Below are 19,335 nucleotides of genomic sequence, written 5' to 3' on the forward strand. Positions count from 1 at the left end.
ATGTTTCATGTTTTATTAATCGAAGATGACCTCGATCTGGCTGAAACAGTCATTGATTACCTCAGTTTAGAAAACATCGAGTGTGACCATGCCAGTAATGGTGTAATGGGCTTACAGTTAAGTCAGGAAAATGAGTATGACGTGCTGTTACTTGACTTAAATCTGCCCAGAATGGACGGACTCACAGTATGTGAAAAATTACGCAAACAAGGCTATGACATCCCTATTCTGATGCTGACAGCGCGTGACCAAATCAGTGACAAAATTACCGGCTTTAATACTGGAACCGACGACTATCTAGTCAAACCCTTTGATCTGGATGAACTCGTTGTGCGTATTCGGGCACTTGCACGTCGTCGGAGTGGTCAGGTGCAACGCTTGCAATGTGATGATTTAATCATGGATCTGCAGACAAAAACTGTCAGCCGTCAGGGACAGCTCCTCAAACTATCCCCCACCAGCTGGCAATTATTAGAAGTGTTAATGCGCGCTTATCCAGAAGTCGTCACTAAACAAAAACTTGAAACGGCTATCTGGGGTGATATGCCACCAGACAGTGATAGTTTAAAAGTGCATATGTTTCACTTGAGGAAAGCCGTAGATGCACCTTTTGATAAAAGCTTAATTCATACCATTCCCAGTCACGGATTTGCATTGAGAAATGAAACTTAAACTCAGCCTCAAACTTTGGATTGCTCTATCCTTTCTGGTGCTCGGAATTACCATTGTGACCGGTTATTCCATGCTCAGTATTCATTTCTTTTTCCGTGGAATGGATAGCATTATTTCAGCCAATATGGAACATGCCGCAGAAGATTATCTGCATGCACAACAACAAACTACAGAAATAGCTTATATAGATGGCTATACCATCACCCGGAGCTGGGATGAGCAGACGGCTGTTGTCAAAAAGTATTTCAAAAAACCAAAACGTTATGCTGTGCTGATGAAACACTTCACACGTGGTGAGGCCGGACGCGGCTCAGGTCTGATGTACTTTCTGATCAAATTACGTGTTGAAGGGCAGGATTTTTTTATCAGTCGTACGCTTACCCGGGCTGACGCATCCCCTTTGGTAGGAAAAAATGCCAGACAAAGTCGACACTTTATTATTACGCTAAGCGTTGGTATTACACTACTTTTAGCCTTAATAACCTGGTTATTGATGAAACGTCTATCACAACCAGTCTCCAGGCTCACCAAATGGACTCATGAACTGACACCGGAGACATTGAAACGTAACCCGCCTGACTTTGCCTATCCTGAACTCAATCAGATGGCAAAATTAATCCAAAGCTCGTTATCTTCAGTCAATGAAGCAATGGAACGCGAACAAAAATTCTTACGTTATACCAGCCATGAATTACGCACCCCCATCAGTGTCATCAGAAACAATGTGGAATTGATGCATAAAATTCAGCAAAAACAGTCCAGCGCTTTACCAGAAAAACAGCAGGAAATTTTTGAACGAATTGAGCGCGCCAGTCTGACTATGCAGCATCTGTGTGAAACATTATTGTGGCTGAACCGTGATGAGACTGATTCACTGACAAAACAACATTTCCGTCTGGATGAATTAATCCATAACCTGGTCGAAGAAATGCGTTACTTGCTTAAAAACAAACCCGTCAATATCCAACTTGAAACACAGGCCTGCGAGTTGCATGAATCATCCGTAGCAGCAAGAATTATTATTGGTAACCTGATAAGAAATGCTTTTCAGCATACATGGGATGGCAGTGTATCTATACAACAGCATGGTGCAACGATCACCATCCATAATCACTGTAGTCAGTCCAACAAAGATAATACTGGTGATGCTCAGGGCTTTGGTTTAGGTTTGCAGCTCACTGAACAACTCTGTCAGAAGCTGAAATGGTCATATCAAAATCAGGTAAATACTGATGGCCACTGTGCGATATTAACCATTATTCCGGCTCATTCACTTGAGTAGGTATATCCAGTATAAAGGTAGTGCCTTTACCAGGTGCTGAGTTAACCGAAATCGACCCTTTTAGCACCTGTGTGACCCATTGGTGACATAAGTGTAATCCTAAACCAGTATGCCCTTCTCCTCTCGCACCAGTTTCAAACGGATCAAAGATTTTGTTCAATCGCTCAACTTCAATTCCATTGCCATTATCAGATACCATCACTGTTACACGCTCAGGTGAATCCTGTGAAACCTCTATGTGAATATGCCCGCTATCGCGCCGTGCAAAACCATGCGAAACCGCATTATCAATCAGGTTCTGGAATAACTGCGAAACAATGCCAACATAACTTTGTATCGCTAACTGTTCAGGCCCAGAAATATCCAATTTAATATGCAGCCCTTTTAGTCTGGGTAAAGAGGTAGTAGTGACATCTTTGATCACCAGCATTAAATCAAAGACCGTCGCCTCATCGGTATGCCGGTCGACTGCCAGGCGCTTAAAACTAGTGACTAAATCAGAAGCTCTTCGTATATTTTTCTGGGCGAGTTCAATCGTTTCAGCTGTCTTTGTTAAATAATCTTCCAGCTCACTTTTTTTCAAACCTTCCGAAACCGCTAAAGCCAACTGTTTACAAGATGATTCAAGGCTGGACAATGTCAGTTTAGTACCACCCAGAGGCGTATTTAACTCATGCGCAAGGCCTGCCACCATCATACCCATGGATGATAGTTTACGTAGTTCAACCATAGAATCCTGCATCTGCTGTTGTTGCTCATAGGCAATATTTAATTGTTGATTTAAAAGAGCTAATGCGTCTTTCTCAATAGCCAGTTGTCTGAATAAGTCATACTGTTTACGGCCATCGTAAAGAAAACGCCAGATCAAGAAGAAGACAATCAGCAAAATCAATATAGTCGGACTAAAAACGAGTAAAGCGACTTTTTGCTCGACAACATTTAATAAATCCGGTTTGGAACTATCAATAAAAAATAAACGATGTCGACTCTCTGGCGTATTATCGCCAATATCTATAGCACTGTAACTAATGAGTCTGGCGTCTTTTATAAAATTATGTAACTGCTGTTGCTGAAGAATAGTTCTGATTACATCAGGGGGTAATAAGGTGTTTGTTTTGACGAGATAGTCTGTATACGAACGAAACTCAAGCGAAGTATTAGGATGCATAATCCAATAACCTTTGTTATCAATTATGCGTAATTTATTATCTTGTCCTTTATTTAGTGACTCGAGCATATCATTCAATACGAAATTGATGATTAACACCCCGTCCTGTAAGCCATTCTCGGGCGCTGTATGCATTACCGTCCGGATGGTTTTTTCCAAAGGTATGATGATTTTCCCATTTTCTATATTGGGATTTATCGCCGATATATATACTTCATCTCCCTGAAGTTTCATCCCGGCCTGAAAATAGTCGCGCTGAGATTTATCTTGTAATTGCTTTTGTTCAACAACGACAACTTCATTGCCAGAGATATTTATTCTGACTTTTTCCATGCCATCCTTATCCAGCCATCTCACCTGACTGATATAAGATGAAACATTTGAAAAGTCAGTGAATACCTTCTCTATTGAAGAAAGATCTATCGGCCTTCCCAATTGCACTGATTGTTCAAACTGTTGGTTGTATCGAAGCAGACGAATTAATTGTTGAATATGCCCCAGTTCTCTTGAAAAAGTGTTCATGGAATTATCGAGCCTGTTTTGCTGTGATTCAAAATACGGCTGATAGTTTGACTCAAGTATATGGAGATAAATTTGATAACTGAGAAAGCTGATAATACAGAAAATAGGAAGATAAAGAATAGTCAGGCTCTGCCATACACTTCTGAATATTAATGGCAGATGAAATGTGTTGGATTCAGACGCCGTTATTGTTGTTCTATTGCCCACTTGACCGCCTCATCAATGGGCATTGGTCTGGCATAAAAATAACCCTGCCCCAAAGTACACCCGAGTTCGATCAACTTATCCCTTTGTAGCGTGGTTTCGACACCTTCAGCAATGACTTTTAGACCAAACTTCTTGGCAACTCTTATGATCATATCCACAACATGCTCAGATGACTCCCTTTCCCCAAGGTACTGAACAAAGGATTTATCAATTTTTAAGGTGGTTGCAGCGAGTTCCGTCACATGTGATAAAGAAGAGAAACCAGTACCAAAATCATCAATACTGACATCCATTCCAAGAGCAATAAGTTTTTTTAGTGTGGCTGAGACTTGCTCATAATCAATCATCGCTAAGGTTTCGGTGATTTCCATATCGACCTGATGTGGCGAAATAGCTTCAGCTTCAAGTAATGAGAGAATGGTTGTTGAGAAATCACTCAGCAATAACTCATGGCAAGACACATTAAAAGAAATAGGTACACTCACCCCAACAGCCTGTAATTGTTTTATGGCTTTACAACACTGCAATAATATAGCTTTATCTAATTGCTCCACTAAGCCTGATGCTTCAGCAATAGGAATAAAAATATCTGGTGGTACCATTTCACCATCAGATTTAAACCAGCGAGCCAGAGCCTCAAAACCAATCAATTTCCCAGTCACCATATCAACTTTGGGTTGAAGATAGGCCTGTATTTCATTTTTTGTCAGACCAATATTGAAATCATTCAGCATCTCTAAATGCTTAGAAAACATCGCTTCATTGTCTAAAGAAACATGGTGAAAATGACTGCTACTGGTTGCTCTCAGACGATATAAATGACTCTCCAATTGTCCAAGTAAACGCTCAGGACTGCGGTTTAATGATGGCTCTAGCTGGGCTGAAATCGCTTTGGCAATAATCTTATGTTCACGATGTTGAATATGCTTTTTTTTCCCTAGTATTTCATCAAATCTAGAGGCAGATAGTACATGTGACTTATCCAACAAAATAGCAAACGCGTCCCGGCTGATGATAGCTATTGCATGTATTCCTTCAATTAGCGATAACTCGTCATGTACTGTTTTTAATAATTGAATGGCAAACTTTTCACCGAAAGTCACTGTAATGTCACTGAATCTATCAATCGAAATTAAAACAATTTGTGCCTGCTTAGACCAATATTCTTCCATAGCCAGTTGTTGGCAGAACCAGTTCCGGTTATAAATTCCAGTCTGCCAATGTTTGAAAGCCAGCCCGTTTAGATATTCTGTGAGTGCAATATTGGCAAAACCATTGTAGATATTCTCACCAAAAACCTTCAATAGATGGACATCGGACTCAGTCAATGCTGTTGCCGACTTAACGACGATTAAGTAATAAACGGGACTAGGTTGTTTGAATGAAAAATACAATAAGGAATAGCGGCCCACAAACATATGTTGTTTTTGTTGGATCGTTTTTTTTATTCTTTTTAACAGTATTTCATTTTCCAAAGTATTGATGGATTGTCCAATATAAGGTTGATATTGGCCTGTTGCTGCTAAAACGGCAGAGTCTTTTTCTAAATCAAGCGGTTCAGTCATTTTCAGACTCATAATACCGCCATCTGTAATCCCGATAATTCGGTCAATTTCTTCGAGTACAGTTTGCGAAAAATGGGGTAAATCGTTATGTCTCGAAATAGCTTGTGATGCAGAGACTACGCGCTCTAGTCCCTGACGTGCATTTTTTAACTCGTTCATGCGGCGCCAGGTCTTCAGATTACCATTCATCACATTAAATAAATGCTCTTCCCCTAAATCGGTTTTAGACCAATAATCGTCAATATCATACTGCTCCATCACATGACGATTGGGGGCAATTCCAGGCTGCCCGGTTAATAGAATAATTCGAATAATGGGATTATTGAGCGTACTGCGGATGTGATCTACCAGGCGTAAGCCAGCATCATCCGTTTCCATAACCACATCCAGTAAAATCAAATTAATATCTGGACGCTTATCAAGGACAAGCTGAGCCTCTTCAGCAGAAGAGGCGGTCAGCACTTCCATGGTCTGCCCTTGTACTATCATTCTTGACAGCGCATTAAGCAATGACTGTTGAAAAGTTTCATTATCCTCAACACTAAGGACCAGCCAACGTGGCTTTTTAGACGTTGATGAAACACTATTCTCGGCGTCAAACTCGAAAAAAGAATTGTCTCGATTCATTTCGATAATCCTTTATGAAATTAAAGCCAAGCTACTTTATCTTTATGGATAGAAGTAAGTATTTAAATGCCAGACATCATCTTTCATTGTTTAGTGTTATTTAGCCAAACAGCTTATCAATAATCAACCAAGCATTCGTGTGGTTATATCTAAAACTGAGCACGATAATATTGATAAAACTGCTTTGCCGTTCTACCACTGTGGCTCCCCCTTCCCATTGCGTAGAGACGGGCAGCCTCATGTAATTGACTCGTATCAGTACTGATATCGGCAAATAATTTTTCAACTATAGCGAAATAATTTTCCCAATTAGCAGGGTAAAAAGATAAGGTCAGTCCAAACCTATCCGATAAAGCTAGTTTATCTTCCAGGCTATCAGCATAATGCACTTCACCATCGACTAATCCACTCAGCTGATTCTCAGACTGCTTTTCTGGCAATAAATGACGTCGGTTTGATGTGGCATAGAGTCTGACATGCTCTGGAGGTAGTTCCAGTCCACCTTCCAATAAGGTTTTTAATGGTTTATAAGTGGATTCGCCTGCTTCAAACGATAAATCATCACAAAAAATGATAAAGCGGAATTGCTCGCTTTCTTCTTCCAGTTCATCAAGAATTTCAGGCAGAAAACTCAGATCATCCTTATCAATTTGTATGATGCGTAAGCCTTGAGGTGCCATTTCATTGAGTAAGGCTTTAATGACAGAGGACTTCCCCGTTCCCCTCGCTCCCCATAACAAGGCATGATTACTGGTTTTGCCTTCAAGAAAATGCTGTGTGTTATCTATAATCGCTTGTTTTTGTCTGTCGATTCCCTGAAGTTCATCCAGACGAACAGGATCAAGACGAACAACCGGTTTTAACTTTTGACTTCGGCTTCGCCAAATGGCGGCATAAACCTGATGCCAATCAATACGCATAGTCTCTCCTTCATTTATTCAAATGAAGCTAGCATAGCATTATCTATGTTAGCGGAGAGAAGAAGACACGCTGAGCGTTTGATTGGTTCGACTAGAAACTCTGGCACGGCGTTTTTTTGCCCAAATGATGATACCTGTGACACTAAAAGCCGCTACCATCAGCCCCATGATAGAAACCATCACCCTTCCTGGTAAACCTAAGATACGGCCTGAGTGTAATGGGAATTGCGCTTGAATGAAAATATCTCCGGCGGTTCCTTGTCCCGGCAACTTACCACCAAGGTATTCACCACTTTTACCATCAAAATACAGCCATGGATTACCTAAACCACCATCACCGTGATCATTCTCTGGTGTATAAAAACCCACCCCGTAAACATCGTAGTGAGAAGCATAAAAAATACTGCCTGCTGGATCGGTTATGCCCATTTTATCGGCCTGCTCACGTGCAAGAGGCAAAATCTGTTCACGACTGAGTTCAGCATTCAATGGCTCATCCAACGCTGTAGGCGTACGCTGCTCAAACGGTGTTGGAGTCAATTCAGAAAAAAGAGACAGAACCGGACGCATCACCTGATTATTGAGATTCATCGAAATCGATGTCACAGCTAATATCAATACAAATACCCAGAGCCATACCCCACCCGAGCGATGCAAATCAAAATTTAATTTATAACCGCCTTGTTTCCAGCGAAAACGAAACGATTTTTTCCAACTCTTGGCTTTTGGAAAGCTAATCCATAACGCAATAAAGCTATCTATTGTCCAGACAATAGCGATAATTCCCATAAAGAGAATGCCCAGCTCTAAACCAAAACCATCTGGAATATGCATGCTGTAATGTAGCTTGTATAAAAAAGGGAGAATGTTTTCCCGGGCTAGTGATATCTGACCCCACATTCTATTTGCCTGGACATCTGAGGTCGCAGGGTCAATTGCTACTTGATTGAAATCAACGGTCGCAGCCTTCCCTGTTTCGGGTAAAGGTCTTGGCATGACCGTCATCAATAAACTATGACCAGCTTCAATATTGAGTGGCATAAAGCTGACCATTAATTGGGGATTCTCAGCTTCGAATGTATTGGCAAGTGCTAACGGGTTTACAGACGCATTATCAACATCTTGTGTTTTTGCTTTATAAAGCTGCGGATTTAACCATTCATCAAGCTCATGATCCCATGAAATGATCGCGCCAGTCAGTCCTGCAATAAACAGAAATACAGCTGTGGCCAGGCCAAACCAACGATGAGCAACTACCCAGATTGAACGCATATTAAATACCATCCAATATTTAGAAATCAGCAACCGCTTATGAATTTAACTGGAAAGCAATTGGTACATTCACTTCAAGCTGAGATTGCGTCATATCGTCAGGAAACGAAGGTAGTGGCTGTGCTTTTTTTAACATACTAATCACAGCTTCATCCAAGCGTGCTGAGCCTGAACTTTTTGCAATACGAAACTCCAACACTTTGCCAGTACGATCGACAACAAAAAACAATTTCACGATACCCTCTTCACCACGACGTCTTGAGGCCATGGGATAGCGCTTATGTTTTGCCAACGTAGCGGCAAGTTCACTGTAATACGATTTCTGAGCAGCAATCTGACCACCACTTAATTGGGCACTGGCTTGCCCGGTCGTTTTTTTCTGTGATGTTTGTTTATTATCACTTTTACTACTGACCGTACTCGCTACTGTTTGGGTCTTAACCGGCTGTACAGGCTCGACTTCTTTCTCAACAACCTTTTCAACCACTTTTTGTGGTTTAGGCTTCGGTTTCGCTTTTACTTTTGTTTCTGTTGTTTGTTTTGCTTCAACCTTTTTAGGCTCAATAACAGGCTCAGGCTTAACAATCGGTTCAGGCTCAACAACTGGCTCGGGTTCAGGTTCTGGCTCCGGTTCTTTTTGTGGTTCAACTTCAGGCTCTGGTTCGGGTTTAGCTGCTTGCTCTTCGGTTTTTTGCGTATCACCAAGATCACCGAGCATTCCAAGGTCAATTTCTACGCCCTGCAAACCAACAAGCTCAGCACCATCTTCCTGTTCAGGCTGATAAGTAAAGAAAACAAAACCGGCAGCATGAATAGCAACAGCTATAAATAGCGCAAATAACCAATAACGATGTTTTGTCATGAGATTTCCGCTTGCTTTTGTGTGGCCAGAGAAACACGTTTAATACCAGACTGTTTAATAATTGATAAGACGTGCTGTAGACGTTCGACAGGCAAGCTGCCGTCAACCTTGACTAAAATACGAAACTTTTCTTTATCGGCTGCCGCCTCAAATTGCTGGTTTATCGATGGTAATAAATTGTCATCCGCCACAATGTCCTGATCAATCGCCACTTGTCCATCATCAGATACCACAATAACCAAAGGCTGTTCTATCTGTTTCGTATCACTAGCAGATAAAGGCGGCTGCACTTTAATTGGATCAGACTGACTAATATGACCCGCCACCATAAAAAAGATAAGCATTAAAAATACAATGTTTATCAACGGAACCAGACTATCATCCTGATCCGGCTTTTTATGTTTAATTGTTTGCCCGACTTTCATTAGTTCACTCCAGCCAAGCTGACAGATTTTGCTCCAGCCTGTTTAAAGGCATCCAGCAGATCAATCATTGTTTGTGTTTGAATACCTGATTTCACATCAATCACATACACAGCATCAGGATCCTGTTTGACTACCGTCGTAACAGAATTCACATCTTCAAGGGATAAGGTCATATTGCCGATTTTGTATTTGCCATCGTTGGATATCAGTGTCACAACACGTTGTTCACGTGATTCTGACTGCGATTCACTTGGTGCTGACACATCAATTTGGCGCCATTGGATAAAGGTGGACGAGAGCATAAAGAACAGCAACAGAATGAAAACCACATCAATAAGCGGTGTCAGGCTAATGGCGCGTTTATGTCTTGGCGGTTCAGTATTAAGCAGCATGACGCATTGTTTTATTTTCAGCAGAAACAGGCTGAGCACGTTCAACAGTAAAGATTTGTGTGACCGTATCGTTCATTAATGCGGCAACACGTTCAACTTTACGCTCCATCCAGTTATGTACAGTCACAACCGGAATAGCCACAGCCAGACCGACAGCCGTAGTCAATAATGCCTGCCAGATACCACCTGATAACACAGAAGGGTCGACCTGATTACCCGCTGCTTCCATTTGCTGGAAGGCGATAATCATTCCCAACACTGTACCTAATAGACCTAATAATGGGCTTAACGTAGCAATCACTTCCAAAGGTCGTAAATAAGCACGTAGCTGATTAAGACGTAACGTTGCAACACGATCCAGTTCTTCCTTTAATGTCGCCAGATCCATTTTATGTTGGGTTAAACCGCGTATGGATAGCAATACTAATTCATCTACCGGACGTTTAGGATTGAGCCTCACCATGGCTTCAGCCGCATTCCCCTTCTGCCAGTCACTAATCACCGACGCAAGATGTTTTGTAGACTCTGGACGGGTAGAAATAAACTGCCAAAGTTTGATTAGCACAATTGCTAAAGCGATTACAGAAAATCCAGTAAGAATCCAAACAACCGGACCACCTACATGCATGAACTCGGCAAACTGAGACATAACCGCATCAGGTTGTTGCTGAGTTAATGTAGTGACGTCGGTACCATTCAACGCGTCAGTCATAGCTGGTGTGACAGCATTTGGATCAGCATTGGCAGCAGAACTCATATTAGCTGCAGTATCAGTAGTCGCAGTATTACTCATGTTCTCTGTTGCACTTATCACATCGTTTTCTTGAGCCATAAATCCCCCTATTTGATTTATTAATGATAATAGTTATCATTTAGTTTATCAAGAGGAAGTATTTCCTATTAATGTATGGCCCGTTCAGTGCTGTGCTTGTATGAAAATTGAGTCAGTTTTATATTTGTTTTTGACAAAAAAAAGCCCCGCATTGCGGGGCTTTTTCAGAACACATTACAGAAGCAATTTATTCTTCTTCTTTTGTTTCTTCATTGACCGCCTTCATACTTAAACGAATACGGCCTTGGCGATCGACTTCCAGTACTTTCACTTGGATTAAATCACCTTCAGATAATTTATCTGATACGTTTTCAACACGTTCTTCAGAAATCTGAGAAATATGTACCAGACCATCTTTACCAGGCAGAATAGTAACAAAGGCACCAAAGTCCATTAATTTAGCAACTCGACCTTCGTAGATCTTACCGACTTCAACTTCAGCAGTAATATCTTCTACACGACGCAATGCTTGTTGACCGGCATTGTAATCAGAAGAGAAAATCATCACTGTACCATCGTCCTGGATATCGATTGTCGCGCCTGTTTCTTCAGTGATTGCACGGATAGTTGCACCACCTTTACCGATAACATCACGAATTTTATCTGCGTTAATCTTAATAGTGATGATGCGTGGTGCAAACTCAGACATTTCAGTGCGATGTGAAGAAATGACCGCATTCATTTTAGTCAGAATATGCATACGACCATCACGCGCTTGTGCTAATGCAGTACGCATGATTTCTTCGTTGATACCTTCGATTTTGATGTCCATTTGCAGCGCTGTAACACCTTTTTCGGTACCAGCCACTTTAAAGTCCATATCACCTAAGTGATCTTCATCACCTAAGATATCAGTCAGAACAGCATAACCATTTTCTTCTTTGATTAAGCCCATAGCGATACCGGCTACAGGTGCTTTGATTGGCACACCAGCATCCATTAACGCCAAGCTTGTACCACAAACAGACGCCATTGAGCTTGAACCGTTAGATTCAGTGATTTCAGATACCACACGAACCACGTATGGGAACTCTGCAGCAGATGGCATAACCGCCTGCACACCACGTTTTGCCAATTTACCGTGACCAATTTCACGACGTTTTGGCGAACCAACCATACCAGTTTCACCTACACAGTAAGGAGGGAAGTTGTAGTGCAACATAAAGCGGTCACGGTATTCGCCTTCAACCGCATCAATAGTTTGGGCATCACGCTCAGCGCCTAAAGTTGCAACAACGATAGCCTGCGTTTCACCACGAGTGAATAATGCAGAACCGTGAACGCGTGGTATCAAACCTGTTTCCACAAAGATAGGACGTACACTGGCAGTATCACGACCATCAATACGTGGTTCACCAGCAATAATTCTGCCGCGAACCAATTCTTTTTCAAGCTTAGAGAAGACACCTTTTACATCATCTTCATCATATTCAGACTCATCAGATACCAGTGCTTCAACAGCAGCGTTTCTTACTTTGCTCAGTTCATCAAGACGTGCCAGCTTGTCACTGATCGCATAGGCAGCTTGAATACCTGCATAAGCTTGTTCTTTAACCAGGTTATACAAGGTTTCGTCTTTCTCTGGTGCAGTCCAGTCCCATGCAGGTTTACCAGCTTCAGCTTGTAATGCTTTAATCAAGTCCATAGCTGTTTGCATTTGCTGATGACCGAACATGACTGAACCCAGCATAACTTCTTCAGGTAGTTCTGATGCTTCAGATTCAACCATTAATACTGCAGATTCTGTACCAGCAACCACTAAATCCAGTGCACTATTTGCAAGTTGCGATTTATTTGGGTTTAAAACATAAGCACCATCAATATAACCAACACGTGCAGCGCCTAATGGACCGTTAAATGGGAGACCAGAAATAGCCAAAGCAGCAGACGCACCAATCATTGCTGGAATATCAGGATCAATTTCTGGGTCCAGACCAATAACGGTTGCTACAACCTGAACTTCATTGATAAAGCCTTTTGGGAATAATGGACGCAGAGGACGATCAATCAATCGTGAAGTCAGTGTTTCTTTCTCTGTTGGACGTCCTTCACGTTTGAAAAAGCCACCAGGAATTTTACCAGCAGAATAGGTACGTTCTTGATAGTTAACTGTTAAAGGAAAAAAGTCCTGACCCGGTTTAACATCTTTTTTACCAACGACGGTGACTAAAACAGATGTTTCACCAAGACTTGCGATAACTGCACCACCGGCTTGGCGTGCAATTTTTCCAGTTTCCAAACTTAATGTGTGCTGGCCGTATTGAACTGTCTTTTTTACTGAGTTCACTCTTTTTTCCTTCTCTTCTCTGTTGTCAGTTATGGACCCGTTCCACAACTGATATGAATTCATAAATCTAAAAATGAATATGCCCCTGAAACCGTTATAGCTTCAGGGGCATATTTTATATATCCTGCCTTGCGATCGCCGATTTGACCGGCCACATTGGCTGCATATTTTGAGTCACCAAAATCAACTTAGCGACGTAAACCTAATTCAGCGATCAGTGCACGGTAACGTTCGATATCTGTCTTTTTCAGATAATCCAACATTTTACGACGGCTGCTAACCATTTTTAACAGACCTTGGCGTGAATGATGATCGTGAATGTTTGTTTTAAAATGTTCTGACAAGTTTGTAATACGTGCTGTTAATAAAGCAACTTGTACTTCAGCAGAACCAGTATCACCTTCTGAACGTGCAAATTTAGTGATAAGTTCTTTCTTTTGTTGTGCAGAAATAGACATTAAATACTCCAACTTTTTATAGCTTTTGCTATTAGTTAAATTCTGAACTGCCCCAGCGACTTCACACCAGAACAGCCAACCATTTGAAGGTAGGCATTCTACCGACTTTCTTAATACGAAACAAGGCGTAAGTTAGGACACCGCATTTGCAAATAAACGCTTTGGTGCAACCACGCCCTCCGTTGACATCTCACCGATACCAAGAAACTGATTATTCATATTAAATAATCTGACATTTGCGCTTTTGAAGGGGGTTTCGACAGTAACTGATTGTCCAAAACCAATACTTTTTGTGTTCTCTTCATCAAGCACAATTGCAGGCCAATCCGGCAGAGCTTCTTCAGCTTGCTGCAAGCTGGCATCCAATGTCACAAAACCATCCTTTTCTGCCATTGCCTGTAACGCTTCAACCGTTATCGCTTGCGATAAATCATAACCGGCCACAGCTGTTCTTCTTAACATAGTGACATGGCCACCCGAGCCTAAAGCATGACTGATATCTTCAACTAAGGTGCGGATATACGTCCCTTTGCTACAGCGCACGGATAAGGTGAAATTATCAGACTGACAATCCATTACCTCGATAGCATAGATAACAATACGGCGCGCTTTTCGCTCGACATCAATACCCTGTCTTGCCAGCTTATATAAGGGTTGTCCCTGATGTTTTAATGCAGAAAACATCGGTGGAACCTGCTCAATTTCACCGATAAATTGCTGGATGATGTTGTTCAAAGTATCTACATCAAATTCGGGGATAGGAAGCTCATCAACGACATTACCATCAGAGTCACCACTATCGGTAATAACACCTAGCTGACAGGTAACCTGATATTGTTTATCAGCGTCTAATAGATAACTGGATAATTTAGTAGCATCACCTAAGCAAACAGGAAGAACCCCTGTCGCAAGTGGATCAAGGCTACCTGTATGGCCTGCTTTTTTTGCATCAAAAAGTCGTTTGACGCGTTGGAGTATATGATTTGAACTGTGACCGGTGGGTTTATCAATGATCACAATACCGGTGATATCCCGGCCTTTTTTATTTCGTCTTGCCATCAGCTGTGAGAATTAGTCTTCATCTTCCCGGGGAATATCTGCATTGGCTTTTGCTATCAATTCATCCATATGAAAACCGTGTTCTAAGGTTTTATCGTAGAAGAATTGAAGTTCAGGCATATTTCTGAGTTTAACGCGACCTGCCAGACCTCTACGCAGATACCCAGAGGCACTGTTTAACCCGGCCAGGCATTCTTTCATGTCCTGCTCATCTTCAAAGCCGTTAAAGCGTGTGACATAGACTTTGGCATATTTCAGATCTGAGGTCACATCAACATGTGACACGGTAACCATGCCCACACGTGGATCAGAAATCTCGCGTTGAAGCATCAACGCGAGCTCTCTCATTATGACTTCGCTAAAGCGATTTGTACGACTAAATTCTCTTGCCATTACAGGGTCGGTTTCATCAATACACGTTCATAAACTTCAATCTGGTCGCCAGGTTTAACGTCTTTGTAGTTTTTAACGCCGATACCACATTCGGTACCCGCATTCACTTCGTTAACATCATCTTTAAAGCGACGTAATGATTCAAGTTCACCTTCATAAACAACGACATTGTCACGTAAAACACGAATTGGATTATTACGTTTAACCGTACCTTCCACAACCAAGCAACCTGCAATGTCACCAAACTTAGGCGATCTGAATACATCGTCAACACGAGCCAGACCAATGATCTCATCTCTATATACAGGCTCAAGCATACCTGTCATCGCTTTAGTGACCACATCAAGCAAGTCGTAAATAATGCTGAAATACTGAACATCCAGACCTTTTTCAGCAATCACTTTTCTTGCTGCATTATCTGCACGAACATTAAAGCCAATCAGAATCGCATCAGACGCAGCTGCAAGTTGAGCATCAGTTTCATTAATACCACCAACACCCGATCCAACCACTCTGACTTTAACCATATCGGTAGACAGTTTTTGTAAGCCTTGACTCACTGCTTCAACAGAACCGTGAACGTCACCTTTAATAACCACATTAAGGGTTTTAACGTCACCTTCTTCCATCTTATTGAACATTTCGTCCAATTTAGCCGCTTGCTGTTGAGCCATTTTTTGCTCTCTGGCTTTCGTTTGACGGAAGTTAGCGATTTCACGTGCAGTACGATCATCCGGTGCAGCCTGAAGTTCATCACCTGCAGCTGGCGTACCTGATAAGCCAAGTAATTCTACCGGTGTTGATGGACCAGCATGGCTCAGTTGCTCACCAGTTTCATTAAACATGGCACGAACACGACCATACTCCTGACCGACGACAACGATATCACCTTTATTCAAGGTGCCTTGTTGTACCAACACAGTAACGACGGTACCGCGGCCTTTATCCAGACGCGCTTCAATAACAGTACCGTGAGCAGGACCTTCTTCAGGTGCCTTCAGCTCCATTACTTCAGCCTGAATAGAAATAGCTTCCAGTAAATCTTCAATACCTTGGCCTGTCAGTGCAGAGACAGGAATAAACTGAACATCACCGCCCCAATCTTCTGGGATGACCTCATGATTAGCCAGTTCCTGTTTAACACGTTCTGGGTTAGCATCTTGCTTATCGATTTTGTTCACAGCAACAATGATCATTGATTCAGCTGCTTTTGCATGCTGAATAGCTTCAATTGTTTGCGGCATAACACCATCGTCAGCGGCAACAACCAAGATAACGATATCCGTTACTTTAGCGCCACGAGAACGCATTTCAGTGAAAGCAGCATGGCCAGGCGTATCAAGGAAAGCAATTTGTCCACGGCTGGTTTCTACTTTATAAGCACCGATATGCTGTGTAATACCACCGGCTTCCCCTGAGGTCACCTTAGTTCGACGAATGTAGTCCAACAATGAAGTTTTACCATGGTCAACATGGCCCATAACGGTAACAACCGGTGCTCTCGGAACAGATTCGCCTTGATTCTCATCAGATACCTGAAGTGCTTGTTCTACTTCATTTTCCCGAATTGGTTTGGCAACATGTCCCATTTCTTCAACAACGATAATTGCCGTATCTTGATCCAAGACTTGGTTAATTGTCGCCATCGTACCAAGCCCCATCAGGGTTTTGATAACTTCGGCAGCTTTAACTGACATTCGCAAGGCTAAATCAGAAACGCTAATCGTTTCAGGCACATTCACTTCACGAATAACCGGAGCGGTTGGTTTAGAAAAACCATGTTCCTGATCTTTATTAACAGCAACTTTTGAGGCACTGCCGCCTTTTTTCTTCTTACGGCGACCGCCTTTACCTTCGGTTACATGCAGCTCTTTACGCTCGAAGTCATCGTCGCTACGACCACCTTTACGGCCAGACTTGTCACGATTATGTTTCGCTTCCGCATCTTTTGTTTTACGTACACCTGCTTTCTGCTCTTTCGCTTGTGCTTCTGCGGCGGCGGCTCTGGCTTTTTCTTTTTCTTTTTCTAAAGCCTCTTCCTCTTCACGCGCTTTTTTCTTAGCTTCAAGAGCCTTTTCAGCTTCAATTCGAGCTAGATTGGCAGCACGACGTTTCGCATCAGCTTCTTCCAGCTTTTTATGAGCAAGTTGTGAAGCAGATAATGTAGTTTCTGTTTTTTGCTTTGGTTTAGGATTCACTTTTTCTTCAATTGCTTTTTCAGCTTTCTTAGATTTAGCTTCTTCTTCCAGGGCTTTTCTCTCTTCTTCCGCTGCTAGTTTTGCTTCTTCTGCAGCTTTATTTTCAGCTTCGATAGCGGCAGCTACCGCTGCGGCTTCTTCCTCTGACTCACGTAAACGGCGCGCTTCGTCTTCTTGTTGACGACGTTTTGCTTCTTCTAAACGCAACGCCTCTAGTCGAGCAACTTCGGCAGCCTGTTGTTCAGCAACGCTCATTTGAGGCTGTTGCTCTACATTATTATTAACCGTTTCATCAGCGTCATTGCGTTTTACATAGGTTCGTTTTTTACGAACTTCTACACTAACACTTTTACCGCCACGTGCCGCGCCGCCTAGTTTAATTTCACTGACTGATTTTCGTTTCAGCGTAATTTTTTTAGGTGTTGCGGACTCACCATCACCAGATTTTCCATGGCGCTGCTGCAGGAATTGTAATAACGTCTGTTTTTGATCTTCAGTAATGAAATCATCAGGCTTTGAGACGTTAATCCCTGCTTCGTTCAGCTGATCAACTAAGCGCTCAGCTGTAATTCCGACTGTGCCAGCTAGGTCCTTAACCCTCATGTCACTCATTGGTTACTCCCCTGCATCTGTTTGTTCGTTAGCAAACCACGATTCTCTGGCTTTCATGATAAGTGCAGCAGCTTGCTGTTCATCCATACCACCTATTTCAACTAACTCATCAACGGCGAGTTCAGCTAAATCATCTAGCTCGGTGATACCTTTGCTTCCTAAAGTTAACGCGAGGTCTTGCGTCATACCTTCCATATCAATCAACTCTTGCGTTGGTTCGGCTGATTCGAGTTGTTCTTCACTAGCGATCGCTCTTGTTAATAGAACGTCTCTAGCTCGTGAACGAAGTTCAGCAACGATATCCGCATCGAATTCTTCAATATCGAGCATTTCATGTTCAGGCACATAGGCCACTTCTTCAAGTGAAGAGAAACCTTCTTGAGCCAGGATTAATGCGACATCTTCATCAACATCTAAATCTGCCATGAATGTTTTAATCAAAGCACCAATTTCAGATTCCGCTTTTTTATCAGCATCAGATGCTGACATCACATTCAGTTCCCAACCAGTTAATTGGCTAGCTAAACGCACATTTTGACCACCACGACCAATCGCTTGTGATAACTGTGCATCTTCAACAGCAATATCCATGCTGTGAGCATCTTCATCTACAACGATAGATAACACTTCTGCAGGCGCCATTGCGTTAATAGCAAAACGAGCAACATCCTCATCCCAAAGAATAATATCAACGCGCTCACCTGCCAACTCATTGGTCACAGCCTGCACACGTGAACCACGCATACCGACACAAGCACCCACCGGGTCAATACGAGATTCTTTCGCTAATACCGCTATTTTAGCTCGTAAACCAGCATCACGTGCTGCGCCTTTGATTTCAATCATGCCATCACTGATTTCAGGCACTTCCAAACGGAAAAGTTCAATCAATAACTCAGGTGCGACACGGCTGACAATAAGTTGAGGACCACGACCTTCTGGTCTGATTTCTTTTAAATAACCGCGAATACGGTCGCCCGTTCTGAAACTCTCACGTGGAATCATTTCTTCACGTGGTAAAAATGCTTCAGCATTACCACCAAGATCCAAAGTGACGTTACCGCGTTCTACACGTTTCACTGTGCCATGGATCATTTGACCGACTTTTTCACGGTATTGATCAACCACTTGAGCACGCTCAGCTTCACGGACTTTTTGAACAATAACTTGTTTTGCTGTTTGTGCCGCTATACGACCAAACTCTACAGACTCCATCGGCTCACGAATGTAATCGCCTACGACTGCGTCTGCTTTTTTCTCTTGAGCATCTTCTATCGTAATTTCTGTTTCTGGTGATTGGTAGTCTTCATCTTCTACAATCGTCCATTGACGGAACGTTTCATAATTACCTGTGACACGATCAATTTGTACATGCGCATCCAATGCCATGTCATAGCGTTTACGCGTAGCCATTGCTAACGCCGCTTCAATTGCCTGAAAAATGACTTCCTTACCCACGCCTTTTTCATTAGACATGGCATCGACAACCAATAAAATTTCTTTGTTATTCATCACGCCCCCAGTGGATTACGTAGCAGACCAATCCAGCTCAGTATTCAATATATTAACCGCTAATAATACG

Annotated in this window: 16 protein-coding genes; 2 read left to right on the top strand and 14 right to left on the bottom strand. The window is 42.3% G+C overall.

Annotation, left to right across the window (positions count from 1 at the left end):
• Together BM232_RS01860 and BM232_RS01865 are read left to right on the top strand one after the other, a co-directional pair.
• The gene (locus BM232_RS01860; RefSeq protein WP_091711497.1) at positions 1–672 is read left to right on the top strand and encodes a response regulator transcription factor; all 672 of its coding nucleotides are present in this window, start codon (positions 1–3) and stop codon (positions 670–672) included.
• Entirely contained in the window at positions 662–1,954 is a 1,293-nt protein-coding gene (locus tag BM232_RS01865) for a sensor histidine kinase (RefSeq protein WP_218153277.1), read from the top strand. Before BM232_RS01860 ends, BM232_RS01865 begins: the two co-directional genes overlap by 11 nt.
• On the opposite strand, the gene BM232_RS01870 is transcribed toward BM232_RS01865, so the two are convergent.
• From BM232_RS01870 to nusA, 14 genes are all read right to left on the bottom strand, one after another.
• A complete protein-coding gene (locus BM232_RS01870) occupies positions 1,929–3,851 on the bottom strand; it encodes a sensor histidine kinase (RefSeq protein ID WP_091711498.1) in 1,923 nt (640 codons plus the stop codon). The two genes, BM232_RS01865 and BM232_RS01870, sit on opposite strands and share 26 nt — an antisense overlap.
• Complete coding sequence (locus tag BM232_RS01875) at positions 3,830–6,043, bottom strand: GGDEF/EAL domain-containing response regulator (protein ID WP_091711499.1); 2,214 nt, start codon at positions 6,041–6,043, stop codon at positions 3,830–3,832. Before BM232_RS01875 ends, BM232_RS01870 begins: the two co-directional genes overlap by 22 nt.
• 149 nt (positions 6,044–6,192) lie before the next feature.
• A complete protein-coding gene (locus tag BM232_RS01880) occupies positions 6,193–6,963 on the bottom strand; it encodes an ATP-binding protein (protein ID WP_091711500.1) in 771 nt (256 codons plus the stop codon).
• Between the two features lie 48 nt (positions 6,964–7,011).
• Positions 7,012–8,235, bottom strand: coding sequence for a PepSY-associated TM helix domain-containing protein (locus BM232_RS01885; protein ID WP_091711501.1), 1,224 nt, complete (start codon positions 8,233–8,235; stop codon positions 7,012–7,014).
• 37 nt (positions 8,236–8,272) lie between these two features.
• Positions 8,273–9,097 carry an energy transducer TonB gene (locus BM232_RS01890; protein ID WP_091711502.1) on the bottom strand — a complete coding sequence of 275 codons (825 nt, stop codon included), beginning with the start codon at positions 9,095–9,097 and terminating at the stop codon, positions 8,273–8,275.
• Positions 9,094–9,522 (bottom strand): ExbD/TolR family protein, encoded by a 429-nt coding sequence (locus BM232_RS01895; protein WP_091711503.1) that lies wholly within the window; start codon positions 9,520–9,522, stop codon positions 9,094–9,096. Before BM232_RS01895 ends, BM232_RS01890 begins: the two co-directional genes overlap by 4 nt.
• Positions 9,522–9,914, bottom strand: a complete 393-nt coding sequence (locus tag BM232_RS01900) for an ExbD/TolR family protein (RefSeq protein WP_091711504.1) — start codon at positions 9,912–9,914, stop codon at positions 9,522–9,524. Before BM232_RS01900 ends, BM232_RS01895 begins: the two co-directional genes overlap by 1 nt.
• On the bottom strand, positions 9,904–10,746 hold the full coding sequence (locus BM232_RS01905) for a MotA/TolQ/ExbB proton channel family protein (RefSeq protein WP_091711505.1): 843 nt from the start codon (positions 10,744–10,746) through the stop codon (positions 9,904–9,906). Before BM232_RS01905 ends, BM232_RS01900 begins: the two co-directional genes overlap by 11 nt.
• A gap of 187 nt (positions 10,747–10,933) precedes the next feature.
• On the bottom strand, positions 10,934–13,033 hold the full coding sequence (pnp, locus tag BM232_RS01910; protein WP_091711506.1) for a polyribonucleotide nucleotidyltransferase: 2,100 nt from the start codon (positions 13,031–13,033) through the stop codon (positions 10,934–10,936).
• A gap of 188 nt (positions 13,034–13,221) precedes the next feature.
• Entirely contained in the window at positions 13,222–13,491 is a 270-nt protein-coding gene (gene rpsO, locus BM232_RS01915) for a 30S ribosomal protein S15 (RefSeq protein WP_007145766.1), read from the bottom strand.
• 132 nt (positions 13,492–13,623) lie between these two features.
• Positions 13,624–14,550 carry a tRNA pseudouridine(55) synthase TruB gene (gene truB, locus BM232_RS01920; protein ID WP_091711507.1) on the bottom strand — a complete coding sequence of 309 codons (927 nt, stop codon included), beginning with the start codon at positions 14,548–14,550 and terminating at the stop codon, positions 13,624–13,626.
• 12 nt (positions 14,551–14,562) lie between these two features.
• On the bottom strand, positions 14,563–14,943 hold the full coding sequence (rbfA, locus tag BM232_RS01925) for a 30S ribosome-binding factor RbfA (protein ID WP_091711508.1): 381 nt from the start codon (positions 14,941–14,943) through the stop codon (positions 14,563–14,565).
• Positions 14,943–17,753, bottom strand: coding sequence for a translation initiation factor IF-2 (infB, locus tag BM232_RS01930; RefSeq protein ID WP_091711509.1), 2,811 nt, complete (start codon positions 17,751–17,753; stop codon positions 14,943–14,945). The genes rbfA and infB overlap by 1 nt, the downstream gene beginning before the upstream one ends.
• A gap of 3 nt (positions 17,754–17,756) precedes the next feature.
• Positions 17,757–19,265 carry a transcription termination factor NusA gene (gene nusA / locus BM232_RS01935; RefSeq protein ID WP_091711510.1) on the bottom strand — a complete coding sequence of 503 codons (1,509 nt, stop codon included), beginning with the start codon at positions 19,263–19,265 and terminating at the stop codon, positions 17,757–17,759.
• Positions 19,266–19,335 lie beyond the last annotated feature (70 nt).

The sequence above is a fragment of the Methylophaga sulfidovorans genome, from assembly GCF_900114205.1.
Taxonomy (GTDB): domain Bacteria; phylum Pseudomonadota; class Gammaproteobacteria; order Nitrosococcales; family Methylophagaceae; genus Methylophaga; species Methylophaga sulfidovorans.